The sequence below is a fragment of the Halocynthiibacter sp. genome, from assembly GCF_049608145.1.
Classification (GTDB): Bacteria; Pseudomonadota; Alphaproteobacteria; order Rhodobacterales; family Rhodobacteraceae; genus Halocynthiibacter.
Genome location: NZ_JBMYXF010000002.1, coordinates 120973 through 140265, shown reverse-complemented (window position 1 = coordinate 140265; position 19293 = coordinate 120973). Strand labels below are relative to the sequence as shown.

Below are 19293 nucleotides of genomic sequence, written 5' to 3'. Positions count from 1 at the left end.
TGCCAGAAATTAGGCAAGTTTGAAAGCTGTTCGTCACAGGGCCGGGATAATCTTTTGACCAAAGGAGTGTCCCAATGCTTGATCTGGAAAAACACGAATATACGTCGCTGCAATCTGATGCCCGAGGGCATTACCCCTATACGGATGCCGATCGTTCGGTCTGGTCAGAATTGTTTGACCAGCAAGTTGCCAGCCTGAAAGGCAAAATGGTGGACAGCTATCTGGAAGGAATTGGCACATTGGGGCTGGAAGCAGATCAGGTGCCTCAGGTGGTTGATATTGACGCGCGTCTGCGGGAATTGACCGGCGCCGGTGTGGAAGGTGTGCCTGCGATTATTCCGCCGACACGGTTTTTCACCCTATTGTCTGAACGAAAATTCCCAGTGGCAACCTTCCTGCGGCGTCGCGAAGATATTGACTACATTGAAGAACCTGATCTGTTCCATGAAGTTTTCGGTCATTGCCCCCTGCTGACAAACAGTGCCTATTGCGATTTCATTGAGGCGTTCGGCAAACGCGCCTTGGAACTTGGAAAGGGCTATAGCTGGCATATGTTCCGCCTGTTCTGGTTCACAATTGAATTCGGAATGATCCACACAAAAGACGGCCCGCGGGGATTTGGCGCGGGTATTGCGTCATCACCGTCTGAGGTTGAAAACGCTTTGGGTGATAAGGCCAAGATCCGAGATTTTGATCTGATGGAAGTGCTGCGCACCCCTTACCGAATTGACATTGTTCAGCCGGTGTATTTTGCGATCCGCAGTTTCGAAGCGCTGACACAATCTTTGGATCAAGATCTGAAAGCGATGATTGATGCGGCCAAAACAGCCGGAGACCTGCCCCCGCTGTTTGACCCAGCACCGTAAAAGGCCTATGCGGGAGGCATGACAGATAAGATCCTGAACCTTGAAGAACAATTCGCCCATCTCACACGGACCGTGGAAGAGTTGTCTGATATCGTCGCCCGCCAGGAACGTGAGCTTGAAGTTCTGAAACGTCGGTCGGCCATGTTGATGGAACGCGAAGCCGAACGCGAGCTGGATGCAGGTGGGTCTGTTGTGATGACAGATGAACGCCCGCCGCATTGGTAAGATGTGAGATCAGGGGCAGTTTTTCTATAAGAACCGTAAGGGGGGCCAGCCCCCGTCCCTGCGGGACTCCCCCGGAGTATTTGTGGGAAGGTGAACGTGAAAGGCGCCCGTCAGGGTGTGATCAGCGTCAGTTGCTGACCACTTCCCGGGCAACCACATCGCCCTTCCAGATCAGCAGTTCACTGCGCGCACCTGAATATCCGAAACGATCATAGACGGTCAAAAAGGCGATGCTGCGGTTCAGGCGCCCACGGCGATTTTCCGGGCAGGCTTCGCCGTCGGATACACCGCAGGTCCGGTTTTTATACCGTTCATAGGCGTTGTCTACGTCGCTCCAGGCGCGATTGCGGACACCACCGGCATAACGAAAGCCTTCATGCACTTCGGGGGATCCCAGCAACGCAAGGGCCGCGGTAAATTTGCGGGCGCATCCATCGTCAAAGCCTGTCAGGTAAAAATCACGTGGTGCGCTGGAATTGGGAGCCGTATCAAACAAACGCACACCCTGCCCATCGGCGCGATCCACTTCTTCCCCGCGCTGACGCGCATTGGTGCCGCAGACCCGGGTCAGACCATATTCTTCGACGGGTTCTTGGCGGGCTGAACGGCGGGAAAAACGCGTGATTTCATTGCTTGTGTCATCAGACAAAGCCGCGGTTGTTGTCGATGCAGATGGGCCGCCTGCAACCAAGCTGCGCGAGACACCACCGCCATCGAGGCCCATGGTTTGGCAGCCTGACAGCAGCGCAGCAGAAATCAACATGCCAATAGAGGCCCGTCTGATACCCATCTGTAAAATCCCTCATACCCAGTCCCACCTGGAGAGCAGGCAAGACCCGGGCCTTTTAGGACAAATTGAAGTGATTTGTCGAGACTTGCGGCTATCATGGTGAATCCGGGCGAAGTTGTGCCTAGATTTCTTCCACCGCCATGACGCCATCGAGACTTTTGATCGCGCTTTTTATCTGAGGGTTCAGTGCAAAGGTTTTATCAAGCTCGATGTCCACCTCTCCCGGTAAGTCCGGTGCCATGAGGCAGAATTTCACGGGGCCCCGACCACGGGCATCAGACTGATCCAGAACAGACGCCACCGCAGGAATTGCGCCAGGTTCTTCCACGTAGATCAACAGGCCCATGTTCCCCGCATCAGCCACGATACCGTCAGCCGGCACGATAGAGCGCGCCAGAAGTTTGAGCTGATCTGATTCCATCGTGGCTTCGACCGTGACAACAACGTTGTTGCCCGAGAACAGGTGATCGCGGCATTTTTCCAAAGTGTCGGAGAAGATCGTGACCTCATATCCGCCGGTGGGATCAGAGAGCTGTGCAAAGGCAAAACGGTTGCCCCGCGCGGATTTACGTTCCTGACAGCCAGACACGGAGCCCGCGATTTTCATAATCTTCGTACTGGTGCTGTGTTGGCATTCTTTTTCCAGTTCTGCCAAAGTCATGACCTTTTTGCGTTTGAGTGCGGGCATGTAGTCATCCAAAGGGTGACCTGACAGATAAAATCCGATGGCTTTGAATTCTTCGGTCAGACGTTCCGCGGGCATCCAATCATTGGCTTGCGACAGGCGCGGTTCAGGTAAATCATCCCCCGCCTCGCCAAACAAAGACACCTGATTGGAGGCGCGCTGTTCATGGATCGCTGCGGAATAGGCGACCAGTGGATCGAGGCTATCAAAGACACGGCGGCGGTTGCTATCAAGCTGATCAAACGCCCCAGCGCGGGCCAACATTTCCATCGGGCGCTTGCCAACACGTTTCAGATCAACGCGGCGCGCCATATCATAAAGCGTTGCGAAAGGTTTGTTCACGCCCTCCACATGACGGCCAGACACCACAAGCCCCATGGCATCAACGCCAACGTTTTTCAAAGCACCTAGGCCGTAAACAAGACGTCCTTCCGACACGGAAAACGTCGCCAAAGATCGGTTCACACAGGGCGGGATGATCTCCAACCCCAGGCCGTCACGATCGGTCGGCTTGCGCACCTCATTCGCGAAAATCGCAAGCTTATCAGTAAGGTGGATATCGCAATTCATCACACCGGACATGAATTCAACCGGGTGGTTCGCCTTCAGCCAGGCCGTTTGATACGACACAACCGCATAGGCGGCGGCGTGGGATTTGTTGAAGCCATAGTTTGCGAATTTTTCCAGAAGGTCGAAAACCTCACTGGCTTTTTTCGCGGGCACACCGTTTTCTGCGGCGCCTTTTTCAAACTTCGGACGCTCTGCATCCATCGCTTCTTTGATCTTCTTACCCATCGCACGGCGCAACAGATCCGCCCCACCAAGAGAATACCCAGCCATGACCTGGGCGATCTGCATAACCTGTTCCTGATAAACGATAATACCTTGGGTTTCTTCAAGGATATGGTCAATCAGAGGGTGGACAGATTCCAGTTCCTTCTGCCCATTCTTCACTTTGCAATAAGTTGGGATATTCTCCATCGGGCCCGGCCGATAGAGCGCAACAAGCGCAACAATGTCCTCGATACAGGTTGGCTTCATCTGCTTCAGCGCATCCATCATGCCGGTGGATTCCACCTGGAACACCGCCACGGTTTTTGCCGCTGCATAGAGATCATAAGACGCCTTATCATCCAGTGGAATGGCGTTGATTTCGTTGACCGCACCTTCGGGTGGTTCATACAGTTGCGTGCCATCGGCCGCGATGTGAATATCGCGCCCTTCGCCCTTGATCTGATCAACGGCATTCTGAATAACGGTTAGGGTTTTCAGACCCAAAAAGTCGAATTTCACAAGGCCAGCTTGTTCCACCCATTTCATATTGAACTGGGTTGCGGGCATGTCGGATCGCGGATCCTGATAGAGCGGCACAAGCGCATCTAACGGCCGATCCCCAATCACAACACCCGCCGCGTGGGTGGATGCATTTCGCAGCAGACCTTCGACTTGTTGACCGTAATTTAGCAGGCGATCAACGACTTCCTCGTTGCGGGCTTCTTCGCGCAGACGGGGTTCTTCGATCAGGGATTGCGCGATTGACATGGGCTTTACGCCCTCAACCGGGATCATTTTAGAAAGACGATCCACCTGGCCGTAGGGCATCTGCAACACACGGCCAATATCGCGCACGGCGGCTTTCGACAAAAGCGCACCAAAGGTGATGATCTGACCTACTTTGTCGCGGCCATATTTTTCCTGCACATATTTAATCACCTCTTCGCGGCGGTCCATGCAAAAATCGATATCGAAGTCAGGCATCGAAACACGTTCCGGGTTGAGGAAGCGTTCAAACAGCAAGGAATAGCGCAGCGGATCAAGGTCGGTAATCGTCAGCGCATAGGCCACCAAGGATCCCGCACCAGACCCCCGGCCCGGCCCCACAGGAATGCCCTGATCTTTGCCCCATTGGATAAAGTCCGCAACGATCAGGAAGTAGCCGGGAAATCCCATGCCCTCAATAATATCAAGTTCGAAATCCAGCCGTTTTTGGTATTCTTCTGGCGTCACCGCATGGGGGATCACAGCAAGACGGTTCTGCAGGCCTTCATTCGCGATGCGGCGCAGTTCTGCGACTTCGTCATCGGCAAATTTCGGTAGGATCGGGTCACGCAGATAGGCCCCAAAGGCGCAACGACGTGCGATTTCAACTGTGTTTTCAATTGCCTCTGGCAGATCTGCGAACAATGTCGCCATTTCAGCGGGGGACTTGAAATAGTGCTGTGGCGTCAGGCGACGACGGCCTTCCTGTTGATCAACATAGGCCCCTTCCGAAATACATATCAGCGCGTCATGGGCTTCATACATATCGGTTTTGGGGAAATAGACGTCATTGGTGGCCACAAGCGGAATATCCAGCGCATAGGCGCGTTCCACAAAACCACGTTCTGTTGCGCGCTCGGCTTCGGTCAGTTGCCCACCTTCACCAGGGTGACGTTGCAATTCCATATACAGACGGTCGCCAAACGCCCCCATCATACGCGCCAGCAGCGCATCTGCTTTTGCATCCTGACCCTGGGCAATCAGCACGCCCAGCGCGCCTTCCGGCCCACCCGTCAGACAGATCAGGCCTGCGGCATGTTTCTCCAGTTCTTCAACAGTCACCTGCGGCAGTTCACCCCCTGCATCCACATAGAGACAGGAAGACAGTTTCATCAGGTTTTCATAACCGGATTCATTCTGTGCCAACAGGACAACAGGCGCAGGATCACGCGGTTTTTCACCTGTTGCGGGCGGGTCATATCGCAGATCAACCTGACAGCCGACAATCGGCTGCACCCCGGCCTTTTGTGCGGTGACAGAGAATTCCAGTGCAGCGAACATGGAATTTGTATCCGTAACCGCAACGGCAGGCATATCCATGCCCCCGCAAAGGCCTGGCAGTTTTTTCACCGGAACGGCCCCTTCAAGCAGGGAATATTCGGTGTGAACACGAAGATGGATGAATCGAGGCTGGTCAGTCATCCGGACATCATAACGCCGGTTTGTGTCGCCTGCACCCGTGATTTTCGCCAATTCCCAAATGATCTTTCAGGCCCTGTTTTCAACTCAGCCCTTGCCAGTGCGACATTTTCGCGCTTTTCTGGGGCATCAGGGAAGCGCGCGAGGCTTTACGTCGCATCGGGCCCGCGCATTGAAGATCGTATCTGGCAATTAAAGGCCCGCGGTTTTCCGAAAAGAAGGCGACACGGACTGACATATGAGCCAGATTGAATTTCTCCTGAATGGGGAAGCTGTCTCGCTAAATACAGTGAACCCGACCGAAACGCTGCTGGATCACGTGCGCATTGCGCGTGGATTGAACGGCACGAAAGAAGGCTGCAACGAAGGCGATTGCGGCGCCTGCACTGTGATGGTTGATGATCACAACGGCACCCGTGCGCTGAATGCCTGCATTCTGCTTTTGCCACAACTGCATGGTAAATCTGTCACCACAGTTGAAGGTCTTGCGGCGGGTGATGGCACTTTGCACCCGGTGCAGGACGCCATGATTGAACATCATGGCAGCCAGTGTGGTTTCTGCACGCCGGGATTTGTCATGTCCATGGCGACCGCCCATAAGAACGGCGCAACGGATTATGACGATCAGCTTGCAGGGAATCTCTGTCGTTGCACAGGATATGCGCCGATCATCCGCGCGGCTGAAGCTGCCGCCGATAAACCAGTTCCCGATCACCTTACCAAACCTTTCATCTTGCCGGAAATACTCGCGGGGGTCCCAGGGGGCAGCCAGCCCCCTGGCGCAGCCACACATTTCCGCCCGCAAACCACTGATGATCTCGCCGCCTGGTACGCCGCCAACCCGGACGCGACCCTGATCGCAGGCGCAACGGATGTCGGGCTCTGGGTGACAAAGCAACTGCGGGACCTGCCGAAAACCGCTTTCCTGAATGGTATTCAGGACATGCAGCAGATTGAAGACATGGGCGATCATCTGCGTGTCGGTGCCGGCGTCACGATCGAAGAGCTGCGTCCGGTGATTGCTGCGTTATACCCATCCTTTGGTGAAATGTTGCGACGGTTTTCTTCCACGCAGGTGCGCAATGCCGCAACACTTGGTGGGAATATTGCCAATGGATCTCCTATTGGGGACAGTCCACCCGCGTTGATTGCCTTGGGTGCGACTTTGCATCTGCGCAAGGGCAATACGCAACGCGAAATTCCCCTGGAAGATTTCTTCATCGATTACGGCAAACAGGATCGGACCGCCGGTGAATTCGTGGAAGCCATCAGCATTCCGAAAAAACGTGATGCTTTGCGGGTCTATAAACTGTCAAAACGCTTTGATCAGGATATTTCGGCCGTGCTGGGTGCGATCTATATTATGGGCGATGGCAAGGTCATGTCTGAGGTCCGCATTGCCTTTGGTGGTATGGCGGGCACACCGAAACGCGCAAGCCATGCAGAAAAAGCCTTGATCGGTCAGCCTTGGAATACAGATAGTATCGAAGCCGCCTGTGCAGCCCTGACACAGGATTTCACCCCGATGACGGATATGCGCGCCAGCGCGCAGTATCGTATGGAAGCCGCGCAAAATATGCTGCGCCGTTATATGCAGGATGCCATGGGGAAACCCGTATCTGTGCTGGAGGTTCAACCATGAGCGTTGCAAAATCCCTGACACATGATTCCGCCCGCCTGCATGTGACCGGCACAGCGCGCTATCTTGATGACGTCCCCCTGCCCGCAAACACCCTGCATCTGGCCTTTGGCACTTCTGAGGTTGCACATGGGGTGATCACATCGATGGATCTGGACGCTGTTCGCACAGCACCGGGCGTGTTTGCTGTACTGATTGCCGAAGATCTGCCTTTTGAAAATGATGTCTCGCCATCCGTCCACGATGAACCCTTGCTGGCGACGGATTCCGTGCATTATCTGGGCCAGCCGATTTTTCTTGTTGTGGCAGACAGCCACCTGAACGCGCGCAAGGCGGCGCGTCTTGGCCGCATCACGATCGAAGAGAAACCCCCGATCTTAACTATTGATCAAGCCCTTGCGGCAGACAGCCGTTTTGAAGACAGGCCGCGCATCTGGTCCAAAGGCGACGCCACCAAGGCCATTGAAACTGCACCCCATGTGATTGAGGGCCGCTTTGAAATGGGCGGACAGGAACATTTCTATTTAGAAGGTCAAGCCGCACTCGCCATGCCCGCAGAGAATGGCGATGTCTATGTGTCCTCCTCGACCCAGCACCCAACCGAAATTCAGCACAAGGTTGCCCATGCCATCGGTAAACCCATGCATGCGGTGCGTGTGGAAAGTCGCCGGATGGGCGGTGGTTTTGGCGGCAAGGAAAGCCAGGGCAATGCGCTGGCCGTGTCCTGTGCAGTCGCGGCTCTGCACACAGGACGTCCCTGTAAGATGCGGTATGACCGTGACGATGACATGATGATCACAGGCAAACGTCATGATTTCCGCATCAGCTATCGCGCGGGGGTTGATGAACACGGGCGCATTCTGGGTGTTGAATTTTGGCATTATACCCGGTGTGGATGGGCATTGGATCTGTCCCTACCTGTGGCTGATCGTGCGATGTTGCATGCGGACAACGCCTATAATCTTGAACATGTCACAATCGAAAGCCATCGTCTGAAAACAAACACCCAAAGCGCCACGGCCTATCGCGGGTTTGGCGGGCCTCAGGGCATGTTGGGGATTGAACGTCTGATGGATCACATTGCGCGCGATCTTGGGGTCGATGCATTGGATGTGCGCAAAGCCAATTTCTATGCGGATATGGTGGATGCCTCCGGCGGGAGTATTTCCAGCAAGATGAAACAGACCACCCCTTATGGTCAGGTCATCACAGATTGCGTGATCAATGATCTGGTAGATCAGCTTTCAACAAACGCCGAATACGAAGCGCGGCGCGCGGCGGTTGACAGTTGGAACGCTAAAAATGACATCCTGAAAAAGGGGCTGGCCCTGACGCCTGTGAAATTTGGCATCAGTTTCACCCTGACGCATTTGAACCAGGCGGGCGCGCTTGTGCATGTGTATCAAGATGGGTCCATTCATCTGAACCACGGTGGCACCGAAATGGGTCAGGGCCTGTTCCAGAAGGTGGCGCAGGTCGCGGCCTCGCGGTTTGGTGTCAGTATGGATGTGGTGAAGATCACCCCTACAGATACCGCGAAAGTGCCCAACACATCCGCCACGGCAGCATCATCCGGCGCGGATCTGAACGGTATGGCAGTTCAGGCGGCCTGTGACACGATCCGGGATCGCATGGCCGAATTTCTTGGCGAATATTACCAGATTTCGGCAAGTTCCATTCGTTTTGAGAATGACAAGGTGCATGTGGGCGGCGATGTTCTGAGCTTTTCTAAAGCTGCACAGATGGCATATGAGAACCGGATTTCGCTGTCTTCAACCGGTTTTTACAAGACGCCTGAGATTTCTTGGGACCGCATCAAAGGGCATGGGCGACCGTTTTATTACTTTGCTTATGGTGCCTCTGTCACCGAAGTTGTGATCGACACGCTGACGGGTGAAAACCGCATTCTGCGCAGTGATATTTTGCATGACGCTGGCAAGAGCCTGAACCCTGCACTGGATATCGGACAGGTCGAAGGGGCTTATGTGCAGGGCGCGGGCTGGCTGACGACAGAGGAACTTGTCTGGGATGACAAGGGGCGTTTGCGCACCCATGCGCCATCAACTTATAAAATCCCGGCCTGTTCTGATCGGCCTGATGTTTTCAATGTTGCGCTTTATGACAATGAAAACCCTGTGGACACTGTGTACCGGTCAAAAGCCGTGGGTGAGCCACCGTTTAATCACGGGATTTCCGCCCTGATGGCCCTGTCTGATGCGGTCTCTGCCTGTGGGGACAGTTTCGCGGATCTTCAGGCCCCGGCCACGGCTGAAAATATTCTGGCGGCAGTCAAACGGGCGCGTATATGACCTGGGTTACCGTCAGCGTTGCCCGCACCATGGGGTCTGCCCCCCGCGAGGAAGGTGCGACAATGCGTGTCTTTGCAAAGGGTCAGGACGGCACGATCGGTGGCGGCGCCTTGGAATGGGAAGCCGCTAAAATTGCCCGGCAGATGCTGATTGACGGCAAAGAGACCACACAGCGCACCATGCCACTGGGTCCGAACCTTGGGCAATGTTGCGGTGGCACGGTTATCCTGAATTTCACCGCCAACACCCAAGCCGAGAGGGCCGATGGCAGCCCCTTATGGATTTGGGGTGCAGGGCATGTGGGCCGCGCCATCTGTCAGGTCATGGCCCCCCTGCCCGGATTTGATCTAACGCTGGTGGATTTTGACATGTCACGGCTGCCGGAAAATCTGCCGCAGAATGTCACACCTTTGCTGGCGAAAAATCCGGCGCGGCTTGTGCCACATGCTCCTAAAAACGCACGCCACATCATCGTGACACATGATCACAAGCTGGATCTTGATCTGTGCCACGGGCTGCTGACAAAGGGATTTGAAACCTGTGGTCTGATTGGGTCTGCCACCAAATGGATCCGTTTTCAGAAACGATTGAAAGACCTCGGGCATGCCCCGGAAGTGATCCGCACGATCACCTGCCCGATTGGCAATCCGGGCCTGGGCAAACATCCGGCGGAAATAGCTGTTGGCGTTGCCGGCACGTTGCTGGCATATGAACACAAAGCGGCTGCAGATCGCATAAGGGACAAAACGGGAGAGATCGCATCATGAGTGACACGGGCGAAACACCGGTGCTGCTGCATCTGGACGGATTGACCAAAGCCTATCCCGGCGTGGTTGCCAATGACAACGTCGGATTTAAAATCCATGAAGGCGAGGTTCACGCCCTGCTTGGGGAAAACGGCGCGGGCAAATCCACCCTAGTGAAAATGATCTACGGCCTGGTGAAGCCTGACAGCGGGACAATGACCCTGCGCGGAGAACGCTTTGAACCGACCGAACCCCGGGCGGCACGCGCGGATGGCATTGCCATGGTGTTTCAGCATTTTTCACTGTTTGACGCGTTGAATGTTGCTGAAAATATCGCGCTGGGTATGGAAAACCCGCCCAAAATGGGGGATCTGGCGGCGCGTATCACGGCTGTCAGCGAAGAATACGGCCTGCCCCTTGATCCGCATGTTGTTGTCGGCAACCTATCCGCCGGCGAACGTCAGCGCGTGGAAATCATTCGCTGTCTTCTGCAGGATCCAAAGCTGTTGATTATGGACGAACCCACATCGGTTCTGACCCCGCAGGAAGTTGATATTCTGTTCCAGACCCTGCGCCAGCTGTCGCGTGAAGGCACCGCAATTCTGTATATTTCCCATAAACTGGAAGAAATCCGCAGTCTTTGTGACGAAGCCACGGTTCTGCGTCTGGGCAAGGTTGTTGGCAACTGCACACCGCGCGAAAAATCTGCACGTGAACTGGCGGAAATGATGGTGGGCGAAGTTCTGCATGTCCCAGAACGCGCCAGTAAAGATGCGGGTGAAGTGGTCTTGGCTGTGTCGGATCTGTCCATGGCCAGCGCAAACCCTTTTGGCACCAGCCTGAAAAATATCAATTTGGAAGTGCGCGAGGGCGAAATTCTGGGCATTGGCGGTGTTGCGGGCAATGGGCAGGATGAATTGCTTGCCGCGATTTCCGGCGAAGCGCGCACACATCATGGCGCGGTGACGGTCAACGGCACAGCTGTTGGCGACCTGTCCCCGAATGAGCGGCGTAAACTGGCCATTCTTGCCGCCCCGGAAGAACGGCTGGGCCACGCGGCAGCCCCCGACATGAGCCTGGTTGAAAACGCCCTTTTGACCGGGGCTGTGCGCAAAGACCTGACCAAATCGGGTTTTGTAAACTGGGGCGCATCGCGTGAATTTGCCCGTGAGATCATCAAAAAATTCGATGTGCGCACACCGGGATCAGCCAATGCGGCGCGATCCTTGTCTGGTGGCAATCTGCAAAAATTTGTGGTTGGGCGTGAAGTTCTGCAAGACCCTGATGTGCTGGTCGTGAACCAGCCAACATGGGGTGTGGATGCCTCGGCTGCCGCATCTATCCGGCAATCTTTGCTGGATCTGGCGGCCAAAGGGGCAGCGATCATTGTGATCAGCCAGGACCTGGATGAGTTGATGGAAATTTCCGACCGATTTGCGGCACTGAATGAAGGCGCACTGTCTAATGCCCGCCCGGCCGCAGGCCTGACGGTGGATGAAATTGGCCTGATGATGGGCGGTGCCCACGGTATGGAGGTGGCGCATGTCCATTAAAAACTACATTAACCCGAACCCAAAAGATGATCGCAACCCGCTGGCCTTGTTCTTTCTTTCGCCAGGGATCTGGCTTTTATCTGTAGTGTTTAGGCTAGAGCCACGCCCCCAACCTTCAAAACTTTGGTCCATCGCAGCCCCTTTGCTAGCGGTTGTCCTAACAATGGTCGTGGGCGGCATAATGTTTGCTTCCATTGGCAAAGACCCGCTGGAAGCGATCCGCATTATCTTTTGGGACCCGTTGTTTGGTGATTTCGCCAGCTATTCCCGCCCCCAATTGCTGGTCAAAGCCGGGCCATTGGTGTTGATTGCGATTGGCCTATCTTTGGGGTTTCGCGCAGGCATCTGGAACATCGGCGCCGAAGGCCAATACATTATGGGCGCGATTTTTGGTGCGGCCACGGGCTTGGCGTTCTACCCGGCAGAACTCTGGATCATCTTCCCCTTGATGGTGATCGCAGGCGCAATTGGCGGCACGCTTTGGGCGATGATCCCGGCGATCTTGAAAACCAAGTTCAACACGAATGAAATTCTGACATCCCTGATGCTGGTCTATATCGCACAGGAAATCCTGAAATCCATGGCAAACGGGTTGTTGAAAAACCCCGAAGGGCACGGTTTTCCCGGGTCACGCAACCTTGCGCATTATTCCGCGACGTCAAACCCCGAACTGATCGCAGGTACAGGCGCGCACTGGGGCGTCGTTGCGGCGATTATTGCGGTGATCGCGGCCTATATCCTGCTGTCCCGTCACATCTTGGGTTTCCAGATCCGATTGACCGGCGAAAGCCCGCGTGCGGCGCGCTTTGCATCCGTGCGCCCGACCTTGCTGATCGTGATCTGCATGGGGTTGTCTGGTGGTCTTGCGGGTCTTGCGGGTCTATTCGAAGTCACCGGCCCAGCGGGCCAGATTACCGATAAGTTCAACGTCGGGTACGGATTTACAGCGATTATCGTCGCCTTTCTGGGGCGTTTGCATCCGGTTGGCATATTGCTGGCAGGGCTTTTGATGGCGCTGACCTATATCGGGGGCGAACTTGCACAATTGCAGCTGTCGATCCCGGCGGCGGCAATCCAGGCCTTTCAGGGGATGCTTTTGTTCTTCCTTCTGGCGATGGATGTGCTGACCAACTTCAAAGTCCGATTTGGCAAGGAGACCGCGTGATGGATTTATCTTCATTTGATCCGGTGGTTCTGATCACCACCATGATGATTGCCGCGACCCCCATTCTGTTTGCCGCCATCGGCGAACTGGTGGTCGAGAAGTCCGGTGTCCTGAACCTTGGTGTTGAAGGCATGATGATCTTTGGCGCGATCTGCGGCTTTATGATTTCTGTCAACACAGACAGCCCGTTGCTGGGCATGTGTGCGGCCGCGATTGGCGGGGCTGTAATGGCCCTGTTATTTGGTTTCCTGACGCAATATCTGCTGTCTAATCAGGTGGCGACGGGCCTGGCCCTGACATTGTTTGGCCTTGGGTTATCGGCCCTTCTGGGGCAAAGCTATGCGGGGATCAAACCGCCTTCGACGCCAAAACTTGACTTGCCTGTCCTGTCCGATTTGCCCGTTGTCGGCCCGATCTTATTCAGCCACGATCTGCTGGTCTATTTCGCCATTGCATTGGTTGCTGCGGTCTGGGCCACACTGAAATACACCCGTGTTGGTCTGATCCTGCGCGCGGTTGGGGAAAACCACGACGCCGCCCATGCGCTTGGCTATAAAGTTGTGCGCATTCGTCTGCTGGCGATCATGTTTGGCGGGGCCTGTGCAGGCCTTGGGGGCGCTTACCTGTCACTGGTGCGTGTGCCGCAATGGACCGAGGGCATGACGGCTGGCGCGGGCTGGATTGCTTTGGCGATTGTGGTGTTTGCCAGCTGGAAGCCTTGGCGCGTTTTGCTGGGGGCTTGGTTGTTTGGTGGCGTGACGTTTTTGCAGCTTTACCTTCAGGCGGCGGGCCTTGATGTTCCGGTCGAATATCTGTCCATGTCCCCCTATGTCATCACAATCGTGGTGCTGGTGATCATGTCTGCGGATAAAAACAAAGCCGCGATGAATGCGCCTGCCTCACTGGGCAAGATCTTTCACGCGACGCATTAAGGGGGCAGCCCGCCCATGACACGCCAAGACATCATTGAAATTCTGGATGGCACCCATGCAGTTGTAGGGGCACGGGTTTCGACAATGATGAATGTCCTCATTGGGGTGTCTGCGGTTACGATCGCCCTAGAGACCATCCCAAGCATTCCCGCGGGTGCCAAAATCTGGTTTGATCGGTTTGAATTCTTCATTCTTGCGGTTTTTGTGATTGAATATTTACTGCGCGTCACCTGCACACATAAACCTTGGCGCTATATCTTCAGCTTCTGGGGCCTAGTCGACTTATTGTCTTGCTTGCCCGCGCTGTTGCTGCTGATACCAGCATGGCAAACGGTACGAACCCTGCGTCTGATGCGATTGTTGCGCCTTCTTAAACCGTTCCATTCATCCCTGATCCTGTTTCGACTACGGGACGCGTTGCATCTGGTACGTGGTGAGCTTTATGTCTTCACGATCCTGGCCGGGGTCATGCTTTATATCAGTTCTGTCGGGATCTACCTGTTTGAACACGAAGCACAACCTGATGTCTTCACATCCATACCAGAAAGCTTTTGGTGGGCTATCGCCACATTCACAACGGTTGGTTATGGCGACATGTTCCCAATCACCACAGGCGGGCGCATTTTCACGTCATTTGTCCTGTTCATTGGACTTGGCACAGTTGCGGTGCCTTCCGCTATCATCACCACTGCATTGCTGGAAACACAAACAAACATCCGCCCCCTGCGTGATGAAGAGAAACCCAAACCAGATCCAAGCGACAAAAAAGAGTGAGCCGCGCAGGCTCACCCTTGCGTGGTCAGATCAGGCAAAGACCTCTTCCACATTTCCACTGCCACCTTCTTTGATGTCTTTTAGGCGTGTGTAAAGAAGCACAGAGAATAGTGAACTGATTGCCTGAAATACTGCCGTTACCAACGATTCCAGGGCAACAAACCAGACAGGCTCAGCCAGAAGTAGTTCTGAGGGGGCTGCGATAGCATTGAAGCCAATAGCAAACAACATCACCAAAAATACAACAAACATTAAACCGAATATCAGAATACCTGCCCCGATAATTGGCCAACGATACTCTCTTGTCAGATAAGCCGAAACGCCAAGCCCACCAAAGCCCGCTCCCTCAAAAAGAACTGCAGGGATCAGCACAGCCCACATAGCTGCTATGAGAAGACCAGGTATAATCAACAACATTGCCCCCGCTAACACGCACAGATAAGTTACCATCGAAAGCACCACCAGCGGCGCAAGGCATGTCAGCGCATGGCTGATACATGATCCAATATCAATGGGTTCCCCGCGTACAATCTGCGCGCAGACAAGAACCTGGATCGCGACCTGTAGCGTTCCTAGGGCAAGTGAGATCAGATAAAATGCAAAATCCCCTGTGACGCCCCCCGTTCCATATAAAATCGGTGTCAGTGCATTTATGCTAAAACCAATGACCAAAGACAGAACACAGGCTGTAATCAGCAGTGGAAGGTATTTTTTGCTAAGGACAGAAAAGGACGCACCAACCAGATTGGTTACGCCTAGAGGGGGAAGTTGGGACATTTGGATACTCGTTTATAGATAAGTTCAATTCATCAATTGATACATGCCAGATTGCTGAATTGTGAACCCCCAAACGGTGGGCCCGGGATCTTTCGAATACAGCCCATCTCTGGGTTTTCCTGCGACGTATCGTTAAGGGATAAATCCTTGCTGTCATGCCCCGCCCTGCCTAATATGCCACAGAACGCATCAGGCCCCGTCCCTATCCGGTCAGGGCCCGACAAAAGATGCGAACCGCATATCGAACGACCATAACGGGAGAGAATAATGAAATCTGTTAAAACAATTCTTGCCGGCGCGACCCTTGCGCTTGGCCTTGGTGGCGCGGCTTATGCCGACGATCCGCTGAAAGTCGGCTTTGTCTATGTTGGTCCTGTGGGCGACTTTGGCTGGTCTTACGAACATGATCAGGGCCGCCAGGCGGTTGAAGAACATTTCGGTGACGCGGTTGAAACAACTTTTGTTGAATCCGTCCCTGAAGGCGCCGATGCAGAACGTGTTCTGACCCAAATGGCCCTGTCCGGCAATGAACTGATCTTCACCACGTCTTTCGGTTACATGGACCCAACCATCAACGTCGCGGCGAAATTCCCGAACGTGCGTTTCGAACACGCAACCGGTTATAAAAACGCCGACAACGTATCCACCTATTCCGCACGTTTCTATGAAGGTCGCGCTGTTCTGGGCACCATCGCAGGCCGCATGACCGAAACCAACAAGGTTGGTTACATCGCATCTTTCCCAATTCCCGAAGTGATCCGTGGTATTAACTCTGCTTACATCCACGCGCAAAAAGTGAACCCTGACGTCGAATTCAAAATTGTCTGGGTTTACACTTGGTTTGATCCAGCAAAAGAAGCTGACGCAGCGACTGCTTTGATCGAACAGGGCGTTGACGTGATCATGCAGCACACAGATTCCCCTGCAGCAATGACCATCGCAGAAGAGCGCGGCATCATGGCGTTCGGTCAGGCATCTGACATGAAACAGTTCGGTCCAACCGCACGTCTGTCTTCTATCATCGACGACTGGGCACCGTACTATATCGCGCGTACCCAGGCTGTCATCGACGGCACATGGGAAAGCACAAGCACTTGGGATGGCATCAAAGAAGGCATGGTTGAGATCGGTGAATTCTCTGACCGCGTTCCAGCTGAGGTTCAGGCCGAAGCACAAGCGATTGCTGATTCCATCGTGTCCGGCGAATACCACGCATTCACTGGTCCTCTGAACAAGCAAGACGGTTCTGTCTGGCTGGCGGAAGGTGAAACCGCGGATGACGGCACATTGGCCGGCATGGATTTCTATGTTGAAGGTGTCGAAGGCGACATCCCGAACTAAGTTTCGGAACATCCAATAAAAACGCCCCGGGCTTTCATTCCCGGGGCGTTTTCTTTTGTTCGCTATGGTTTGATCAGAATTTCAGATCGAATGTCAGACGCCCGCCCCAGGCATCTTCGCGAATGCCGATACCGTCGTAGAACATACCAGCCCCGATGTTCAGACTGTCGCTATAGCTATAGTTCACGCCCAGATGCGCGCGTCCCCGGCCACCTTCAAAGTCACTTTGGCCACCCCAGGTTTCTGCATAAATCCCAGACAATCCGCCCTGCAATTCAAGCGCACCTACATTCACATCCAGCGGCGTTTTGAAATCCAACCCGGCTGAAACCTGTGTCAAACCCACACAACTGCCCAGAATTTCTTCGGGGGTGTTTCGGGTGCAATCCGTGCTGTAGGTCAGGTCGGCAAGCGGTGTCAGGACCATACGTGGCAGCTGATATTCGCCGCTCATGCGCAGTTGGGTCAGCCAGCGTTCGGTTTCAAAATCAACAGCATCCGCCCCATCAGGTGTCAGGGTATTATCGGTTTGCCCATACAGAAGACGCCCTTCCAGATACAGTTTCTGACCCGCCAGTCGCGTTGCAAAATACGGCCCGGCCATCCAGCCACTGCCTGAGGTGTTGCCTGCATCATAGCCAAAGTTATCAACCTGGATCATCACACCTGCCAACGTATCCGGGCCAATCATGTGATGTGCACCGATCGTGACCAATGTGTAGGATTGCGCATCTGTCCATGATCCCGTGAAGTCAGTCCACGTATATCCGTTCTGCACGCAGCCGCTTGCAGACGAACCACCGTCAGACGCACCGGCAGAAAAGGCACCACATCCCTGATCCTGCAAAAATCGTGTCACCCCTGGTTGGTTGCTGGCCAAAAGGCCATTACGGGTTTGAAGAAAATCAGACACGTCATGTTTCTGCGTTTCTGGTTCGCTGACAAGCTCTGCAATCTCGACGGTATTTGACGGCAGGTTTTCAGTCTCATCCGGGCCTTTCGCAGCACCGGCCGGGATCATCAGTGAGATATCTCCCGCCCCGTCTGGGGTGATGGTCAGCGTATAAACATCATCCACGCCCCCTATCGCGACAGAGGCGTTCACTGCTGTGATATCTGCTGCCGGGTCATCAAACCCGGTCATATCCGCGCTGAAGGTCGCTGTCACAGAAAAGGGGCTGGTGCCAGAGTAAGTGGCAGGCGCGCCAGATAGCGTAACCGTCGGCGGTTCAACGTTTGCAATAACTTCCGTCTTGGTCGCGGTGATACTGCTGTCTGTGACACCGTTTAATTCACCGAAATAGTCATAGAGCTTACCATCTTCTTCCGCGCGAAACGTAATGAACAAGCGACTTGCGTCTTTATAAGCAGGACCGCCCACAAAGCCTTGATCCAAATTTGTGACATTGGTCAGGCCACATTTCGTTTCAAGATAGGTTTCTGTGATCGGGCCGAAGATACCGCCACTTGTCGGGTTCGCGCCTGTTCCGGACAGGGACACATTTGAATCGGCGGTCCCCCACAAATGATAGGACACCCCGGCGGCAAATCCACGTCCAACCCAGGGCCCCACCTGCAGATAACCAGATACACCCTGCACGTTGTTATTGGACATATACCCGTAGATCTGGCACCCGGTGCCAAAGGCCACGCCCTGATCTTTTGCTGTGCCCTCTGGTATAGAAAATGCCTGTGCACCGGACATGCCGGACAGCAGAACAATGCAGCTTAACGCTGCAGTAAAAACTCTGGAAATCATCACTGTACCTATCATTACTTAGAACAACTGATACAGAAAAGATTCAAAATTTCATATAGGCTGCAAGAGGTTAGCGCCAAGACGGTGCATGACAACCACAATATCGCCAGGCGCGAAAATACCCCCAACTTCACAATCGGAGGTATTTAAATTCACTTAGACTGTTCGCGTCAGATCTTATCTGTCGGAACCAGATACGCTTGCTGCTTCGCTTGCGAACCATGCGGTTGCAACAGCGTTCGCGCCGCCTTTGGAAGACAGGGTTGCGCCAACGGATGGCACGGCTTTGGTTTCAACGCCTGTGCCTTCTTCAGCAGCAAGACCTGCAAAGATTTCAACAGCTTCTGCAGTGATAGGCGCAGAGTTTTCGATCACAACGCTTTCGATGCCAACGTTATCTTGTGCGAAATGTGCTTCGACATCTTTAACACCAGCAAAAGCAGGAGCAGCGATGGTCAGGGCGAGGACGGAGGCGATTACAGTTTTCATTTTCATATTCCTTACGGTCTGGGTGTCGTTTATTTCGGTGGAAGTCTTTGTGCTTCCGATGAGATTGATTTAGGCCCGGCCAATCCGGGTTTCAACACACAGAACCGTGAGAATTGCGTTTTTAATGTTCACGTATGCACACATAGATGTGAGCAGGTGAAACATCGAAATCCTGTGAAACATTATGTGCAAAAGCCGCGCAGATTTTATACCTATGTTGCCCCTAATATAGCGGACAGCGTGAAGATCGGGTCAATTGCCTCCCCTCAACAGAGTAAGTTGGAA

15 protein-coding genes are annotated in these 19293 nt (G+C 54.1%); 10 read left to right on the top strand and 5 right to left on the bottom strand.

Annotation, left to right across the window (positions count from 1 at the left end; all coding sequences use genetic code 11):
- The first annotated feature begins 74 nt into the window (after positions 1-74).
- On the top strand, positions 75-866 hold the full coding sequence (locus ACPGUT_RS01765) for a phenylalanine 4-monooxygenase (protein ID WP_423988524.1): 792 nt from the start codon (positions 75-77) through the stop codon (positions 864-866).
- Between the two features lie 18 nt (positions 867-884).
- Positions 885-1091 carry a SlyX family protein gene (locus tag ACPGUT_RS01760; protein WP_423988523.1) on the top strand — a complete coding sequence of 69 codons (207 nt, stop codon included), beginning with the start codon at positions 885-887 and terminating at the stop codon, positions 1089-1091.
- Between the two features lie 127 nt (positions 1092-1218).
- On the opposite strand, the gene ACPGUT_RS01755 is transcribed toward ACPGUT_RS01760, so the two are convergent.
- Together ACPGUT_RS01755 and dnaE are read right to left on the bottom strand one after the other, a co-directional pair.
- Positions 1219-1881 carry a hypothetical protein gene (locus tag ACPGUT_RS01755; RefSeq protein WP_423988522.1) on the bottom strand — a complete coding sequence of 221 codons (663 nt, stop codon included), beginning with the start codon at positions 1879-1881 and terminating at the stop codon, positions 1219-1221.
- Positions 1882-2002: 121 nt separating this feature from the next.
- The gene (dnaE, locus tag ACPGUT_RS01750; RefSeq protein ID WP_423988521.1) at positions 2003-5527 is read right to left on the bottom strand and encodes a DNA polymerase III subunit alpha; all 3525 of its coding nucleotides are present in this window, start codon (positions 5525-5527) and stop codon (positions 2003-2005) included.
- A gap of 235 nt (positions 5528-5762) precedes the next feature.
- Between dnaE and xdhA the strand changes: the two genes are divergently transcribed.
- The 7 genes from xdhA (at position 5763) to ACPGUT_RS01715 (ending at position 14642) form a co-directional block, all read left to right on the top strand.
- The gene (gene xdhA, locus ACPGUT_RS01745) at positions 5763-7166 is read left to right on the top strand and encodes a xanthine dehydrogenase small subunit (RefSeq protein WP_423988520.1); all 1404 of its coding nucleotides are present in this window, start codon (positions 5763-5765) and stop codon (positions 7164-7166) included.
- The gene (gene xdhB, locus ACPGUT_RS01740) at positions 7163-9472 is read left to right on the top strand and encodes a xanthine dehydrogenase molybdopterin binding subunit (RefSeq protein ID WP_423988519.1); all 2310 of its coding nucleotides are present in this window, start codon (positions 7163-7165) and stop codon (positions 9470-9472) included. The genes xdhA and xdhB overlap by 4 nt, the downstream gene beginning before the upstream one ends.
- Positions 9469-10239, top strand: coding sequence for a xanthine dehydrogenase accessory protein XdhC (gene xdhC, locus ACPGUT_RS01735; protein ID WP_423988518.1), 771 nt, complete (start codon positions 9469-9471; stop codon positions 10237-10239). The genes xdhB and xdhC overlap by 4 nt, the downstream gene beginning before the upstream one ends.
- Positions 10236-11771, top strand: coding sequence for an ABC transporter ATP-binding protein (locus ACPGUT_RS01730; RefSeq protein ID WP_423988517.1), 1536 nt, complete (start codon positions 10236-10238; stop codon positions 11769-11771). Before xdhC ends, ACPGUT_RS01730 begins: the two co-directional genes overlap by 4 nt.
- A gap of 85 nt (positions 11772-11856) precedes the next feature.
- Positions 11857-12936, top strand: a complete 1080-nt coding sequence (locus tag ACPGUT_RS01725) for an ABC transporter permease (protein ID WP_423988537.1) — start codon at positions 11857-11859, stop codon at positions 12934-12936.
- Positions 12936-13868, top strand: a complete 933-nt coding sequence (locus ACPGUT_RS01720) for an ABC transporter permease (RefSeq protein WP_423988516.1) — start codon at positions 12936-12938, stop codon at positions 13866-13868. The genes ACPGUT_RS01725 and ACPGUT_RS01720 overlap by 1 nt, the downstream gene beginning before the upstream one ends.
- A 15-nt stretch (positions 13869-13883) precedes the next feature.
- On the top strand, positions 13884-14642 hold the full coding sequence (locus tag ACPGUT_RS01715) for an ion transporter (RefSeq protein ID WP_423988515.1): 759 nt from the start codon (positions 13884-13886) through the stop codon (positions 14640-14642).
- A gap of 30 nt (positions 14643-14672) precedes the next feature.
- Here ACPGUT_RS01715 and ACPGUT_RS01710 read toward each other — a convergent pair whose 3' ends face one another.
- Complete coding sequence (locus ACPGUT_RS01710) at positions 14673-15419, bottom strand: hypothetical protein (protein WP_423988514.1); 747 nt, start codon at positions 15417-15419, stop codon at positions 14673-14675.
- A gap of 267 nt (positions 15420-15686) precedes the next feature.
- On the opposite strand from ACPGUT_RS01710, the gene ACPGUT_RS01705 reads away from it, so the two are divergent.
- Positions 15687-16760, top strand: coding sequence for a BMP family ABC transporter substrate-binding protein (locus ACPGUT_RS01705; RefSeq protein WP_423988513.1), 1074 nt, complete (start codon positions 15687-15689; stop codon positions 16758-16760).
- A gap of 73 nt (positions 16761-16833) precedes the next feature.
- Here the strand turns inward: ACPGUT_RS01705 and ACPGUT_RS01700 are convergent, their stop codons facing one another.
- Together ACPGUT_RS01700 and ACPGUT_RS01695 are read right to left on the bottom strand one after the other, a co-directional pair.
- The gene (locus tag ACPGUT_RS01700) at positions 16834-18519 is read right to left on the bottom strand and encodes a hypothetical protein (RefSeq protein ID WP_423988512.1); all 1686 of its coding nucleotides are present in this window, start codon (positions 18517-18519) and stop codon (positions 16834-16836) included.
- 177 nt (positions 18520-18696) lie between these two features.
- Positions 18697-19008, bottom strand: coding sequence for a hypothetical protein (locus ACPGUT_RS01695; protein ID WP_423988511.1), 312 nt, complete (start codon positions 19006-19008; stop codon positions 18697-18699).
- Between the last annotated feature and the right edge of the window lie 285 nt (positions 19009-19293).